17 protein-coding genes and 1 tRNA gene are annotated in these 14,616 nt (G+C 55.6%); 9 read left to right on the forward strand and 9 right to left on the reverse strand.

What is annotated here, in order from left to right:
- Positions 1-57 precede the first annotated feature (57 nt).
- The 3 genes from uvrB to N5098_RS01645 all read right to left on the reverse strand — a co-directional run bounded on the left by uvrB (position 58) and on the right by N5098_RS01645 (position 3,645).
- On the reverse strand, positions 58-2,106 hold the full coding sequence (uvrB, locus tag N5098_RS01635) for an excinuclease ABC subunit UvrB (RefSeq protein WP_267635937.1): 2,049 nt from the start codon (positions 2,104-2,106) through the stop codon (positions 58-60).
- A gap of 93 nt (positions 2,107-2,199) precedes the next feature.
- Positions 2,200-3,174 carry an LLM class flavin-dependent oxidoreductase gene (locus tag N5098_RS01640; protein ID WP_267635938.1) on the reverse strand — a complete coding sequence of 325 codons (975 nt, stop codon included), beginning with the start codon at positions 3,172-3,174 and terminating at the stop codon, positions 2,200-2,202.
- A 66-nt stretch (positions 3,175-3,240) separates the two neighbouring features.
- A complete protein-coding gene (locus N5098_RS01645; protein WP_368407980.1) occupies positions 3,241-3,645 on the reverse strand; it encodes a thioesterase family protein in 405 nt (134 codons plus the stop codon).
- 99 nt (positions 3,646-3,744) lie between these two features.
- Here N5098_RS01645 and N5098_RS01650 point away from each other — a divergent pair, with 99 nt between their 5' ends.
- The 3 genes from N5098_RS01650 (at position 3,745) to N5098_RS01660 (ending at position 6,340) form a co-directional block, all read left to right on the forward strand.
- A complete protein-coding gene (locus N5098_RS01650) occupies positions 3,745-4,560 on the forward strand; it encodes a lipoate--protein ligase family protein (RefSeq protein WP_267635939.1) in 816 nt (271 codons plus the stop codon).
- Positions 4,561-4,630: 70 nt separating this feature from the next.
- Complete coding sequence (locus tag N5098_RS01655; RefSeq protein ID WP_267635940.1) at positions 4,631-5,497, forward strand: deoxyribonuclease IV; 867 nt, start codon at positions 4,631-4,633, stop codon at positions 5,495-5,497.
- Between the two features lie 57 nt (positions 5,498-5,554).
- The gene (locus N5098_RS01660) at positions 5,555-6,340 is read left to right on the forward strand and encodes a class I SAM-dependent methyltransferase (RefSeq protein ID WP_267635941.1); all 786 of its coding nucleotides are present in this window, start codon (positions 5,555-5,557) and stop codon (positions 6,338-6,340) included.
- Positions 6,341-6,484: 144 nt separating this feature from the next.
- Here N5098_RS01660 and N5098_RS01665 read toward each other — a convergent pair whose 3' ends face one another.
- Positions 6,485-7,138, reverse strand: coding sequence for a DUF7095 family protein (locus N5098_RS01665; RefSeq protein WP_267635942.1), 654 nt, complete (start codon positions 7,136-7,138; stop codon positions 6,485-6,487).
- 85 nt (positions 7,139-7,223) lie between these two features.
- Between N5098_RS01665 and ncsA the strand changes: the two genes are divergently transcribed.
- Positions 7,224-8,204 carry a tRNA 2-thiolation protein NcsA gene (ncsA, locus tag N5098_RS01670; protein ID WP_267635943.1) on the forward strand — a complete coding sequence of 327 codons (981 nt, stop codon included), beginning with the start codon at positions 7,224-7,226 and terminating at the stop codon, positions 8,202-8,204.
- Between the two features lie 72 nt (positions 8,205-8,276).
- Here ncsA and ftsZ read toward each other — a convergent pair whose 3' ends face one another.
- The 3 genes from ftsZ to N5098_RS01685 form a co-directional block, all read right to left on the reverse strand.
- Positions 8,277-9,455, reverse strand: a complete 1,179-nt coding sequence (gene ftsZ, locus N5098_RS01675) for a cell division protein FtsZ (RefSeq protein WP_267635944.1) — start codon at positions 9,453-9,455, stop codon at positions 8,277-8,279.
- A gap of 3 nt (positions 9,456-9,458) precedes the next feature.
- Entirely contained in the window at positions 9,459-9,656 is a 198-nt protein-coding gene (cdrS, locus tag N5098_RS01680; RefSeq protein ID WP_267635945.1) for a transcriptional regulator CdrS, read from the reverse strand.
- A gap of 230 nt (positions 9,657-9,886) precedes the next feature.
- Entirely contained in the window at positions 9,887-10,483 is a 597-nt protein-coding gene (locus N5098_RS01685) for a zinc ribbon domain-containing protein (protein WP_267636077.1), read from the reverse strand.
- Between the two features lie 132 nt (positions 10,484-10,615).
- Here N5098_RS01685 and N5098_RS01690 point away from each other — a divergent pair.
- Positions 10,616-10,689: transfer RNA gene (locus tag N5098_RS01690), tRNA-Tyr, on the forward strand.
- Positions 10,690-11,108: 419 nt separating this feature from the next.
- On the opposite strand, the gene N5098_RS01695 is transcribed toward N5098_RS01690, so the two are convergent.
- A complete protein-coding gene (locus N5098_RS01695) occupies positions 11,109-11,342 on the reverse strand; it encodes a hypothetical protein (RefSeq protein ID WP_267635946.1) in 234 nt (77 codons plus the stop codon).
- A 616-nt stretch (positions 11,343-11,958) separates the two neighbouring features.
- Between N5098_RS01695 and N5098_RS01700 the strand changes: the two genes are divergently transcribed.
- From N5098_RS01700 to N5098_RS01715, 4 genes are all read left to right on the forward strand, one after another.
- The gene (locus N5098_RS01700; protein ID WP_267635947.1) at positions 11,959-12,126 is read left to right on the forward strand and encodes a hypothetical protein; all 168 of its coding nucleotides are present in this window, start codon (positions 11,959-11,961) and stop codon (positions 12,124-12,126) included.
- A 122-nt stretch (positions 12,127-12,248) separates the two neighbouring features.
- Positions 12,249-13,016, forward strand: coding sequence for an inositol monophosphatase family protein (locus N5098_RS01705; RefSeq protein ID WP_267635948.1), 768 nt, complete (start codon positions 12,249-12,251; stop codon positions 13,014-13,016).
- 54 nt (positions 13,017-13,070) lie between these two features.
- Positions 13,071-13,838, forward strand: coding sequence for a cell division ATPase MinD (gene minD, locus N5098_RS01710; RefSeq protein WP_267635949.1), 768 nt, complete (start codon positions 13,071-13,073; stop codon positions 13,836-13,838).
- Positions 13,835-14,362 carry a DUF8054 family protein gene (locus N5098_RS01715; RefSeq protein ID WP_267635950.1) on the forward strand — a complete coding sequence of 176 codons (528 nt, stop codon included), beginning with the start codon at positions 13,835-13,837 and terminating at the stop codon, positions 14,360-14,362. The genes minD and N5098_RS01715 overlap by 4 nt, the downstream gene beginning before the upstream one ends.
- Here the strand turns inward: N5098_RS01715 and N5098_RS01720 are convergent.
- Positions 14,359-14,589 carry an HTH domain-containing protein gene (locus N5098_RS01720; protein ID WP_267635951.1) on the reverse strand — a complete coding sequence of 77 codons (231 nt, stop codon included), beginning with the start codon at positions 14,587-14,589 and terminating at the stop codon, positions 14,359-14,361. The two genes, N5098_RS01715 and N5098_RS01720, sit on opposite strands and share 4 nt — an antisense overlap.
- Positions 14,590-14,616 lie beyond the last annotated feature (27 nt).

Genomic DNA, 14,616 nt, shown 5'->3' on the forward strand with positions numbered 1-14,616 from the left:
TTTCTATCGGATGACGTTGGTGAGTAGTCGTTTTACTGTGTAAGTATGCGTGACAGGTCACCATTCCGAATCGGCGACTGGGACGCCATTATCGTCATGCTCGACCTCGAACTCTTCGCGTAATTCCCGAATGCGGTCCCGGATATCTGCTGCGAGTTCGAACTCCAAGTTATCCGCTGCCTCCTGCATCTGCGTTTCAAGCTCGTCGATGGCCCGGAGCGCGTCGTCCTCGCTGTCGGGGTCAAGAGTCGAGGCATCCCCTGTGTCTGTTTTGCTCCCCGGCAGATTCGATTCGCCGATTGCTTTCTCGATACTGTGGGGCTCGTAACCGTGTTGTTCGTTAAAGGCCTGTTGAATCCGCCGCCGACGTTGTGTCTCTTGAATTGCCGACTCCATCGCTCCACTTGGCTCGTCGGCATACAGCACGACCTCGCCGTTGACGTTCCGTGCCGCCCGCCCCATCGTCTGAATGAGCATCGTTTCTGACCGAAGGAATCCCTCTTGGTCGGCATCAAGTATCGCCACCAGTGATACCTCCGGAATATCCAGTCCCTCCCGCAGCAGGTTGATGCCGACGATAGCATCGATTTCGCCGAGGCGGAGACTCCGGATAAGTTCGTGACGTTCGAGGGTGTCTGTCTCGTCGTGCATGTAGGCAACATCGATGCCGGCCTCTTCGAGATACTCGGTGAGGTCTTCAGCCATCCGTTTGGTAAGTGTTGTCACCAACGCACGCTCGTCTTCGGGTAGTGCTTGGAGACGGTCGATAAGGCTGCTGACCTGCCCATCGACGTCGGCAATCTCCACTGCAGGGTCAATCAGGTGAGTTGGCCGGACAATCTGCTCGACGACGTGTCCGGAGTTGTCGCGCTCATACTCACCCGGTGTCGCCGAGACGTACAGTGTCTGGTCGGTCTTCTCTTCGAACTCTCCGAACGTCAGTGGCCGATTATCGAACGCTGTTGGTAGCCGGAACCCGTTTTCAACCAGCGACTCTTTGCGCGACTTGTCGCCTTCGAACTGGCCGCGAATCTGTGGCAGCGTCTGGTGGGACTCATCGACGACAGTCAAGAAATTGTCAGGAAAGTAGTCGAGGAGTGTGTACGGTGCTTCACCCGACTCGCGGTCAGAGAGGTGAACGGAGTAGTTCTCGATACCCGAGCAGTAGCCTGTTTCGTTCATCATCTCTATATCGAAGGTCGTCCGTTCTTCGATACGCTGTGCAGCCACGAGGTCGCCCTGACGCTCGAAGGAACTTATTCGGTCGTCGAGGAGCGACTCTATCTCCGCGATTGCCTCGTTGAGGCGCTGTTCGGGAATCGAGTAATGCTCTGCGGGGTGTAAGAGCACCGCTGGCTCTTCACTGACGATTTCGCCCTCTAGCGGGTCTACTTTCCGGAGGCGGTCGATTTCGTCGCCCCACATCTCGACACGAACGGCGTACCGGCCATACATCGGGTAAATTTCGAGGGTGTCACCGCGAACGCGAAAGGTTCCCTGTGTAAAATCTACGTCGTTCCGCTCGTAATTCAGGTCGACCAGCCGGGACAAAATCTCGTCGCGTTCGATTTGCTGGCCCTGCTCCAACCGGAGGGCCATGTCGATGTAGTTACCCGGGTCACCCAGACCGTAAATTGCCGAGACGCTGGCGACGACGATAACATCGTCACGTGTCAACAGCGAGCGGGTCGCGGAGTGACGGAGGCGGTCGATTTCGTCGTTGATAGAGGCATCCTTGTCAATATAGGTATCGCTTTGCTCGACGTAGGCCTCAGGCTGGTAGTAGTCGTAGTAAGAGACAAAGTACTCTACTGCATTATCTGGAAACAGAGTTCTGAACTCCTCGTAGAGTTGTGCGGCCAGTGTCTTGTTGTGGGCAATGACGAGAGTCGGCTGTTGAATCTCTTCGACGACCCACGAAACGGTGTTTGTCTTGCCACTGCCGGTTACGCCAAGTAGGGTCTGCTCGTCGATCCCTTCTTGGAACCCGGCCGCCAGCTGTTCGATGGCATCGGGCTGGTCGCCTGCGGGATCGAACGGTGCATCGACACGAAACTCGCTTTCGGCTTCAGGACGGTCCGGCGAGAGCGGGCCGGTATCGGTCATTAACTAGGGGTCGGGGTGAAGCTACTTGACCGATGTGGTCTCTGCTGTCTGTCACAGTCTGACTCTCACGTCCGAAACAGCTCTCTCTTTCATTTATTCCCCGGGCGCAAGTGCTTCCATCGTCTCTCGGCGCAACTCGTCGCCGGTGTCGTCCGGAATAACGACAAGCGGAACGTCGACAGCATCAAGCGCCGCAACCTCAGCAAGCTGGTTGCGTGCCTGTTCGGGCGTGCCGGCTACCCCGAGTGTGTCGAGCATCTCGTCGGTGACGGCGGCTCGTGCCTCGTCGCGGTTCCCCGACCGCCACGCTTTGGCAATCGCGTCTGCCGCCTCCGGAAACGACTCGGCGACCGCCCGCCGGTACCCCTCGCCGCTCCCGACGTAGTAGGCGAGATGACCGCTGACAGCTGCCCGGGCACGCTCTGGGTCGTCACTGGCCGCGCTCGGAACGTAGGGGATCGTCGTGATTGCCTGGGGGTCCCGGCCGACCGCCTCAGCTGTCTTGGCTATCGTCTCGAAGGCCTCGCCAAGACGGTCGAAGGGAATATTATGAGGGAGCCAGCCCTCTGCGGTCCGCCCAGTTGCCCGTCTCGTCGCAGGACCGAGCGCGGCGGCGTACACCGATACGTCGGTCGACAGCGATGGGAAATCAGCGACGTCGAATTTATCTCCTTCGTAGGAAACTCGACTCTCGCCGTTAAGGAACTGCTTGGTAAGCTCGATAGCTTCGTGGAGCTGTCGAGCCGGATTATCAAACGGCTCGCTGTGGAGGTCTTCGACGACCTTTCGAGTGCTCGTCCCGAGGCCGAGGGTAAACCGGCCATCAGCGGCGTCGTTGAGTGTGGCGGCTGCCTGTGCAATTGTCGCCGGCGAGCGACCATAGACGTTGACAATGGCGGTCCCGAGGTGGATGTTTTCGGTCCGGAGTGCCGCACGTGTCAGTGCAACAAACGAATCACGGCCCCAGAGTTCACCTGTCCAGACCGAGTCATAACCCAGTGTTTCCGAGCGCTCGGCAAACGCCGCGAGGTCGTCGGCGTCGTTTGGCACGAGAATCCCAGCTTGCATACGTTGGGTCACGGCGAGGCTGCTGATAAAGATGGGTCCCCGTGTTCACTCCCGCGTTGCTGGCCGTCAGTGCCCTTCGTACTCTTCGATACGGTCGCGCCAGGAATCGGGTAGCGGCTGTGTCTCACCTGTCTCGAAGTCAACAGTCACCATCACGGTTTCTGCGGTCGCGGCGACAGCACCGTCGGCACGGATTTCGTACTCCATCGGGATGCTTGCCTCTCCCGGTTCGAGCGTCCGGAGAGCGACCGTCACATGAGTATCGTCTCGCACTGGACGGTGGTAGTCGATTTCAAGGTTAGCGATGACAGCGTTGACCGCTTCGGGTTCGGTGACGCCAAGCACGTCGCCCAGATAGCCTACTCGGGCTTCTTCGAGGTACGTGACATAGACTGCATTGTTGACGTGCCCAGCGATATCGAGGTCTTGAAACCGCACTTCGACATCAGTCTCATAGTTGAAATCGGCCATAGCGGTACTGTGGCCGGAAGGTAGTTTCACTTTGCGGTTTCTGTTGCCTGTGGTCGCTGTTTCGCGTATATTTTTGTCATTGCGTGTGTAGTTGCCGGTATGACTGAGCTTGCAGACAGAGACTGGCGACTCGTGCCCGTCGAAAGCCGGCCCGGTCCAATGCAGATGGCGCTTGAAGAAGTGGCCGCTGAAACTGCAGCTTCGGGCGGTCCCCGGACGGTCCGTGTCTACACGTGGGAGCCCAGTACACTCTCGCTTGGGTACCGCCAACCGCCTGAAACTGTCGACTGGGAGTACTGCGACAACAACGATATCACTGTTACGCGTCGACCAACCGGCGGTGGTGGTATCTATCACGATTCCTCCGGTGACATCTCCTACTCGATTGTTGGCCCAGAAGATGAACTTCCGGGCGACCTGATGACGTGTTACGAACTGCTCTGTACACCCATACTCGACGCGTTTGACCGGATGGGTGTCGACGCCGCCTTTGCAGACGAGAAACACCCGGAGATTCACAAACCAACCTGCTATCTCCGGAAAGTCAACCCTGCACACGACATTCTTGCAGACGGTCACAAGATAAGTGGGAACGCACAGTACCGCCAGCGCGAAGCGGTCATCCAGCACGGCTCGCTGTCCTATGCGCTTGCACCTGATCGCCATCTCGGAACGTTCCGGACGGATGCGGTGAGCGAGTCGACTTTCGATAAGCGAGTCACGTCTATCCGTGAACAGGCTGGAATCGACCGAAAGGAAGCCGTCGAAACTCTCGAAGCGGCCCTCACAGAGTGGTGCGACGCCGATGTCGGCGAGTGGACTAACGACGAACTCGACAGAGCAGCCGAGATTGCAGACGAGAAGTACACCGCTGAGGAGTGGAATCGCCGCCGGAACGACCCACTCTCTGTCTGACCCTGTCTGTTGTTGACTGTTTGTTTTCGACTCCGAAGTTGCTATGTGCTCGCGGCAACTCACTCAAGATATGCAGGTAGGCGCACACGTCTCGATTTCTGGCTCACGTGTCTCGTCGGACGATGAAACACCTCCTTACGATGATGTCCGCAACGCTATACCCCGCCAGCGTGCCTTCGGTGGCAACTGCGGGCAGATATTCACAACCTCACCGCAGGTCTGGCAACAGCCCGACATTGATGCCGACGCTGCAACGGGCTTCCAGACAGAATCTGACGAGAAAGCAGTCGGCCCATGGGTTATCCACTCGTCGTACCTAGTGAACCTTGCGACGCCCAAAGACGACCTCCACGAGAAATCTGTTGCCAGCATGCAAGCGGAGGTCGACGCGGCAGCCACACTCGGTATCGAGTACGTCAACGTTCACCTCGGCGCACACACGGGCGCAGGTGTTGAACAGGGGCTCGACAACGCTGCGAGCACGCTTGACGAGTTGACTGTCCCAGACGATGTCACAATCCTCATCGAATCAGATGCTGGCAGTGGCACCAAACTGGGGGGCGAGTTCGAACACCTCGCGGCTGTTCTCGACCGTTCTGAACAAGATCTCGAAGTCTGCCTCGACACTGCCCATGCCTTCTCTGCAGGCTACGACCTCTCGACGCCCGATGCGGTCGCGGAGTCACTCGCAGCATTTGACGATGTGGTTGGCTTCGAGAATCTTGCGTGTGTCCACCTCAACGATTCGAAACACGCGTCTGGAACGAACAAAGACGAACACGCACACATCGGAAAAGGAGAAATTGGAGAAGACGGGATGCGTGCGTTCATCAACCACGAGGCGATCCGTGATCTCCCGCTCGTTCTCGAAACGCCGACCGAGAATGGCAAGGGATTTGCGTGGAATATCGACCGCGTCCACGAACTTAGCGAGTGAGAGCACTGCCCGTCGAGAGACGACAGGCTATTTGTCTTCGACCAGAGTAAGACGAGTGTGAGACGGTTCACTGCAGAGTACCTAGAGTCGACCCGTGAGGGCATGTGGGACGACTCTCGTGACGCACTCGCAAACCTATCGCTCAAAAGTCGACAATGCGTACTCGATGTCGGGGCAGGGACAGGTGAACTGACCCGCATCCTCCGCGACGAGACGACTGGATCTGTCATCGCGCTTGACGCCGACAACGGACTGCTTGAGCATATCGCTAGCCCACGGGTTCAGGGTGATGCGACACGTCTTCCGTTTGCGGACGATACGTTCGACCTCGTTGTCTGTCAGGCGCTGTTGGTCAACCTCTCGGACCCATCTACGGCACTTGAAGAGTTTGCACGCGTCGCCACGGAGTCCGTGGCTGTCATCGAGCCAGATAACAGCGCGGTCTCAATCGATTCAACTGTCAAGGCCGAACCGCGGCTGGCACAACGAGCACGTGAACTGTACCTTCAGGGCATCGAGACTGACGCAGCGCTTGGAGCTGTCCCGGAGTTGTTTGAGGAAGCCGGGTTCAAACGTGTCAAGGTGCGGCAGTATAACCACGAACGCTCTATTGAATCACCGTACTCTGAGCGTGCGCTCGAAGGCGCACGTCGCAAGGCTAGCGGAACTGATATCGATGACGACCGGGAGACGATTCTTGCGGGCAAAGAATCTACAGAGTCGTTCGAGCAACTCAGAGAACACTGGCGATCGATGGGACGGGAAGTCATCCAGCAGATGCAGGATGGAACGTACCGACAGCGTGAGGTTGTGCCTTTCTACGTGACGAGTGGCGACCTCTAATTTGAGCCCAGCACTCGGGGGCGAACAGGTGACACGGGTGGTTCCCAACCAAGCGAGCAAAACGGTGTGTCACACTCCGGCGCTTCGTTTTGCCGTACTCTGTCAGGGCATATTGTCACTGGCTGCGTCCTTGCAGATAAATTCTCAGACGATGTCACCACGGACAGAGACGCCGCTTTGGCGGTTGCGGAACTTCTTGATTGCGTCGGCAGCTTGAGTTGCTTCTTGTTCATCGAGACCCAACATGTCGAATGCAGCCGAGAGCGTCGGTAACACAAACTCGCCGTCTTCGAGCTTTTCGAACGCAGAGTCCGAGCGGCGTCCGTCGAGCCAGAGACACGCACCACGTGGGTCAAGTAATTCCTCGTAGTTGCCCCGGGCCTGTGCACCATCGAGACGCTGTGTGACATTGTCCTCGAAACTTGCGTTACAGACTTCGAGGTGCACTGGCTCATCCGATTCGAGCAAGTGTGCAGCTAAACATTTCTCGGGTGCTGCGTGTCCATTTGCTGTTGCACGCAGATACTCCGGATGCTCTCTGGCCCACTCCGACCGAACTGTCTTTCCGATACCTTGGATACCGTGTGAGTCGACAAACTCCTGTTCGCTTTTGGCGTCATCTGCGAGGAGAATATCTTTCGTAACGTAGACATCGAGTCGCTCAACGGGGTCGAGGCCAAGAACAACTTCACCGAAAACCCAGATTTCTCGGACCGGCACAGGCATCGTCTCCGTCTCGACAGCTTCGACGAGTTGCTTGATGCGCTCGATTGCCCGTTGTCGGTCCCAGTCGCTCATTTCGCACGCATTAGCGCTACGTAATAAAAACAGTAGCGACCTCCGACCGAAAGGGTCAACCGCTCTTGCCGGTAACGGGCCGATAATGGAGTGTGACAAGTGCGGTGCTGATGCGGTACTACATGCTGCCTACTCCGGCCTGCATCTCTGTGAGGAGCACTTTTGTGCCTCGGTCGAGAAGCGTGTTCGCCGACGGGTTCGTGACGATAATCTCTTGCCTGATACTGCAACACTTGAGAATCCCGAAACATGGGTTATCGGACTGTCTGGTGGCAAAGATAGTGTCGTTCTCACCGAGATATTGCACGAGACGTTCGAAGCTGATCCCCGTGTAGAGATGATTGCGCTCTCGATTCATGAAGGCATTGAGGGGTATCGCGACGAAAGCATCGATGCCTGTCGGAAACTAACAACTGACCTCGACATTCGACACGAGATTGTCAACTACGAAGACGAGTTCGATGTCCGCATGGACAACGTTGTCGAAGACGACCCCGAAAACATGTCAGCCTGTGCATACTGTGGTGTGTTCCGTCGTGATGCCCTTTCACGATATGCGACTGAGCTTGGGGCTGATAAGATGTTGACTGGTCACAATCTTGATGATGAAGCCGAAACAGCGTTAATGAATTTCCTCGAAGGAGATATCAAAAAGATTGCACAACAGTTCGACGCGAGCCTCGGCCCTTTCGATGGAAGCGAGCACGACCAGACAAGAGAAGACAGCGAGGATTTTGTTCCGCGCGCGAAGCCACTCCGTGATGTTCCAGAACGGGAAGTTGCGCTGTATGCACACCTCCAAGACCTTCCCGCTCACATCACTGAATGCCCTCACTCCTCGGAGGCGTTCCGTGGAGAGATTCAGGAATTGCTGTACGAACTCGAAGAGAGCCATCCCGGGACCCGCCACTCGATAATGGCCGGCTATGAAGAACTTGCGGCACTTGCCGCCACAGAACATCGCGGTGAGTCAACAAGCCTTGACGAGTGTGAAAAATGTGGCAGTCCGACGACCGGGAACATTTGCCGGAAGTGTGGACTACTAGAAGCACTCGAGGCAGTCTAGAAACGCCCTCTTATACACAGACAACGTCCGAAAAGAGAGAAACGACCGACTATAATCGACCTCCCGGAATCGTTAGTCAGTCCGGATGACGTCGAGGCCGTTTTGCTGGTCGACTTCTTCGCGTCCGCCGTCCGTTTCACCGAAATCCTGGTTTTGCTCGAAGTTCGCTGCCGCGTCAAACTCCTCGCTTTCTACACCTTGGATTGCCTGCCGAGACTTGTCGGCTTGCTTTTGTGTGGTTGGGCCAAGCACCTGTGCACTCTGGACGCCGGTCATGATGGCCATGACTCGGACCTTGCCTTTGTATTCTTCCTGAATACGAGCGCCCCAGATGACGTTGGCGTCAGCTTCCAACCGGTCGGTGATATTCTGAGCGATGCCCTCTGCTTCTTGCAGCGTAAGGTCGGGGCCACCCGTAATGTGGACAAGTCCCCCACTTGCACCACGGTAGTCGACATCGAGCAGTGGGTGGTTCATCGCGTCCTTGACAACCTCCTCGGTTTTGTTTTTGTCTTGGGTCTCACCAACAAGCATCACCGCGACACCACCCTTGTTCATGATGGCGGTCATATCGGCGTAGTCTAGGTTGATGAGCGACGGTTGGGTAATCGTCTCTGAGATACCTTTGACCGTTTCGGCGATAATCTGGTCCATCACCGAGAATGCTTTGCCGATGGGCAGGTTCGGAACGTAATCGAGCAGGCGGTTGTTGTCCAGCACAATGATTGAGTCCGCCTCCTCACGGAGCCGTTCGAGCCCTTCTTCGGCTTTGACCGTCCGTGCGCGCTCGACGTTGAACGGCGTCGAGACCATACCGACGACAATTGCACCTTGCTCTTTGGCAATCTTCGAGACAACTGGGGCTGCACCAGTCCCGGTCCCGCCACCCATTCCGGCAGTGACGAAAACGAGATCAGCGTCGCCAAGTACCTCTTTGATTGTTCCCTGTGCCATCTCGGTCGCACGCTCACCCATACTTGGGTCGCCGCCTGCGCCAAGCCCGTTTGTCAGGGACTTCCCGACGAGAATCTTCGTATCCGCTTCGATCATCTGCAGGTGCTGTTTGTCAGTGTTGATGGCGATCGTTTCGGCACCGTCGACACCGATGTTGTACAGTCGATTGACTGTGTTGTTGCCAGCACCGCCGGCACCGACGATGACGATTCGTGGGTCACCAAAGCCGTCGGCGTCCGCCATCTGCTTTTGCTCTTGTTCGTCACGCTCGAGGGCTTCATTGACGATATCTTGCATCGTTTACACCTTCGCCCACGTGCGCTCTTTGCGGCGCTTGCGTTTCTCAGAAGGGCGCTCCGGTTCTGTGTCGTGCTCGGCGAGCATCTCTCGAACCGCTGAGCGAATCGCTTCGCTCCGATTCGGGTACTCCCCGGTTTCGACCATTTGTTCGACCTCTTCTATCTGCTGTTTCGGAATCCGTAGTGTCACACGCTCCATATTTGTATTCCCCTTGTGGGTAAGACGGGGGCGAGCGTTCACTCGTCCATTCGTCTTACACAGCAAAACCGCATTACGGAAATCCGGTGTTTACGGCGACCGGTGCTGTGTAAGACTTCCGTCTTACGCACGAATTACAACAGACTGGGGGATAATAAAACTACCGGTCAGACGTATGACGATTTCTCGATTATTCTGCTAGTGGCCTTGTACTGTCCGTTTTCAGTACTTTACCGTTCTTCGAGAACGTCCGCCGCAGCAGTCCGTCGGCCACAGCTTGGACAGAATCCCCAGTCTGACCGAAGCTCGTCGCCACACTCACAGAAGACTCTGTGCGACGACTTCTCTCCGCAGTTCGGGCAGTAAACGTGGGACTGCGATACATCTTCGCCACATTGTGTACACGTTTTACACTCTTCAGGAGGCGTGTTTTCGTCTACTTCCGACGGTGTCTTACCCGTTCTGTCGCTGTGTGACGCATTGTTTGACGTTTCGTGTGACGTGTCTGATTGCACGTTTACGCCGTCGTCATCTGCGTTGGGGGACTGCCCCGAATCGCCATCAAGCGAGATGTTTACGTTGATATCTTGGGGCTGTTGTGGTGTAAACGCTCCGTCGAGGCGGTCTGCGATGAGCATGTCGACACGTTCTGTCACAATCTCATCGAGACTGTCGCTTTCGGTGGTTGTCGTCTCGACTGGTTGCGCGGACCCGCGTGACTCAAGGTACTCCCGCAATGCCTCCCGCATAATCTCGCTTTTTGAGGCATCGAACTCTTCGAGTTGCGTGATGAGCTCGTCGTCCGCGCGGAACGTTATTTTGCTCATTCCCGTCGTCATACTGTTTGTCACCCACCCTATTTCAATCTTCCCTGGCTGTCTGACATGAGTCAGACGGTCTTGCTCTCGTCGGGGGAATTCATAATGGTTAAGTCTCCGAGCCATCCTAACTGTTTATGTCCGCCCTTAGCTCAGACTGGTAGAGCAGTCGACTGTAGATCGACTTGCCCCCCGTTCAAATCGGGGAGGGCGGACTGATTTTTGACAAACTGGCTCGGTAGCAAAAAGAACGTCTAAATGAACTGATCTACGCAGGCGAGATAACAGTCAGGTTGACGAAGGCCGACCGTTTTGACGAGTTCACATCAGAGAAGACAGATTGTCTCTCGAGAAAATTGTCGAATAGAGTGAAACCGTTGGTTGAAGACATATCGAACTGGCCTGATTTGGCTTCTGACGAATTGAACTCGCGCAGCGACTGACTCTTTCGTAAGCGAGGCAAACCAGAGTTTGGGAGTACACAGTAACCTCAGCGCTGCAGGCTCGTATCCGCGCGCGCAACTGTTGATATTGAGTTAGGGTCGAGAATGGCATAGAAATCTTGTCACACCGTGATAATAGTGCTTCCCCAATTGTCTCCGCGTTCGTAGTGGTGATAGCAAAGACGAATCACTCACCAGTCAATCATTTCGGTGGCAAACCAGTACATCCCGTAGATACAGAGCGATATTACCAGTAGTGTGACAAACGAGCCAGCAATGTTGCGTGGAATCCCAAGCGCAACAAGAGCGTTTGTTCCGCCTGCAAGCATGGCGACGACACCGAGAATCATCAGGACCAACAGTATGTTGAAGAGAGTACGCCCAACGATACCTTCAACATAGTTTTTGACTAAATCTATTACCATATTGCGATTTTAAAAATATACTAGCTCAATTTAATTACTTCGATAACAGGACGGTACCGACTGAGGAACGAATCTCGCTTCCGCGGCCTGCGGTGAGCAAGCCCTGAAACCGACTGGAGACAAACCGGGTGCCCTGCATTGGGAGAGCCATCGTACTGAATCACAGAGAAAGTCTCAGTTCAATGGCTCGGTTATATCTACTAACTCTTGGTTCAACTGTGCCAGACACACCGCCAACCTGTGGGTACTCTCTTTTCTTGAGTAATGGTATCTCTTCTTTTGGAGAGATTGTATCCTTGATTTTCTCATCTAATTATATCTTATATTATGATTATCTTAGAAAGTAATATTCAGAAATATGTCGTAACTTTTACCATAATTACGTGTGATTCTATTCGTTGCACCGGTAGCAACTCACCGCGTTTGATCGCATTGTCAGATTAGTTATTTTTCTTGCCGAGAATCGTTATTTCTCCACTGGACCACCCCCTCGGCGACGTCGATGAGTGTCTGTATAGCAAATTTGGCTGAAACCACAAGAAGAGACCGGGAAAAATGGCGTAAACTATGTTCCCCTTTTTTGTTGGCTGGTTACGTTTGTCTGTACGTGGTTGCGATGGGTGTGTTTGAGAGAGCCAAAGCGGCGTCCGGTCTCTCCGAGGGAGCGGATGAGACGGCGCCATACGTCTGTCTCGCATGTGGGGCACCGCACGAGGTCCAGTATCACCGCTGTCCCGACTGTGAGAGCTTCGACATCCGCTGTGCCAGATGGGTTGAGGAGTAGCACCACCCGGCGACCACAGTGCCCGCACGGGTCGGCAACAGTAGCGGGTACCGTGTTGTTTGCTTCCCGCGTCGAACTGAATCAGTATATGTATCTTATCGGTCACAAATATATTTTTGATAATGGTTGATATCGAAAGCGTCGCCAGGGCAGCAGTCCACGCTGGCGGTGCAGTGCTTCGAGAGCGGTACCGCGCCGACGACAGTGCAGGAACCTATACGACTCACGACGTAAAGGCAGCTGCCGACGTAGCTGCCGAAGAGCGGATGCTTCCGGTTATTCAGCAGGCGTTTCCCAACCACGAGATTTTTGCGGAGGAATCTGGCGAACTCGCCGGAACCGGACCCTATCGCTGGATTGTTGACCCGCTCGATGGGACGAACAACTTCACTGCTGGCCTTCCCTTGTTTTCGGCTGCCGTATCGGTGCTCCGTGACGGCGAGCCGGTTGTCGGGGCTGTTTGCCAGCCGGTCACTGACGAGATATACCTCGCTCGACGAGGTGACGGCATTCGGTACAACAGTACGACGGTCACTGCTGAGAGTTCAGTCCCGGTTGAGGCTGGGACAGTCGCGTTTATCTGTGGGCGCGAGGTTCCCAAGAATCCGGAGTATTCCGAGCAAGCGACGGCCATGCAGGCGGCAGTGGGGTCGAAGGTGAAACGGGTGTGTGCTAGCTGGGCACCGACCGTCCACTCTGGTCTGTTCGCGCGTGGCCGCCTGCAGGGGCTTATCCAATTTCACCCAGACGAGGAAGAACAGGCCGTGACAGAACTATTCGCAGCCGAGGCTGATGGCGTAACTCGCCGGGAGGGTGAGTTGCTTGTTGCTGCGGCTGACAGCGAGACACTTGCTGTGTTGTGGGAGGCGACCGCTGATACCAGATGCTGAGAACTAGCAGCGGTGATACAAGCGTTTATACAGGAAGCCGAAGCAATCTGCACTATGGTTGAAGCGTTTGCAGTCGCCAGCGGAAAAGGTGGGACTGGCAAGACCACGACAACGATGGCGCTCGGGATGGCTCTTGCAGAGGAGCACGATGTGACAGTTATCGACGCTGACACGGGGATGGCAAATGTCTTGTTCCACGCTGGACTGGCTGATGTTGAGACGACGCTTCACGAGGTACTTGCTGGCAGTGCTTCTGTCGAAGAAGCTGTCTACAATCGTTTTGGAATGCAGGTCGTTCCGTGTGGAACCTCTCTTTCCGGATTCCGTGAGGCCAGGCCAGATCGGCTCCGTGATGTGGTTGCAACGCTTGCAGAGGGAACCGATATCATTCTCCTTGACTCCCCAGCGACGCTTGGCAGTCGTAGCGCTGTGTTGCCAATTATCCTCGCTGACCGGCTCATCGTCGTTTTACAGCCGACGATACCTTCGCTCTCTGATGGAATTAAAGTTCAAGAGTATGCAACGACGTACGGTACCGGTGTCGCTGGCATTCTGTTCAATCGCGTGACCGATGACGAGGCAATTGAAGACATCGCTCCCAAAGCCGAACAGTACTTCGAGGGTGAGACACTGAGTACCGTTTCCGAAAGTGATGCGGTTCGCGGAGCACGACGAGCGGGTGTCCCATTGTTGTCGTACGCGCCGGAATCTTCGGCTGCGGCAGCCTACCGAAAGGCAGCGAGCGCTCTCACTGTGCGTTCCCGAGATGTCGATACCGTGGCGGACCGATTTAGCAGTGCAGTTATCCCAGATGAGATATGAAACTCCCCGAGGGCCGTCTCTGTCGTCGTCGTGTTGTCACTGACCTTGCGACGCCGCTTTCGCGTGCACTTGAGGACTCATTCACAGGATACGCCCGTCTTGTCCCTCAGGACGCACTTCTGCTCGATAGCGATAGTGCCGGAATTCTCACTTTCGACCGCGGTATCCCAGTAATCGCGTATCACACGGGAACTGGCTGTGGTGGGACTGATGCCCTCGCCGACATCGCAGTTGCTGGCCCCTATCGGGTCGAGCTGTACAACCTTGATCGTGAGGCGCTCGCCACGGTCCATGATATGTCAGAACTCACGGTAGAGCCGGGTACTCCGGCCGAACAACTCGCCGGTGTGACAGAACTTGCACAGCAAACGCGTGACCGTGCACCCGACGAGCGAGTCGACCAGGAGAGTAGCCAACACGCTGTTGAGGCGTTTCTAGAAGACGAAGAGCGAATTGCTGAGATACAAGACGCTGCCCGTCAGGAAGCCCAAAAGCGAGCAAGCGAGTGGGGATTTGACAATTAAACGTGAACGGGTATCCACCAGACTCTGGACCGGGCCCCGACAGTCTTGCTCATCAGGTCAGTTTCTGCTTCGAGCTCGTGGAGTTTGTTTAACGCTGTCCGTCGAGAACAGCCCAACTCATCGGCAACTTCACTCGCCGTCAGTGGCTCCGCATAATCATCGCGCTCCTCGAACACTGTTGTGACATCTTCGAGCTCGAACGTCGTGTCTCTCCCCTGATCGTTCATATATCGCATTTCTTGGGTAGGGTCTTA

Origin of the sequence: Halovenus rubra (assembly GCF_026586665.1) — an archaeon.
Classification (GTDB): domain Archaea; phylum Halobacteriota; class Halobacteria; order Halobacteriales; family Haloarculaceae; genus Halovenus; species Halovenus rubra.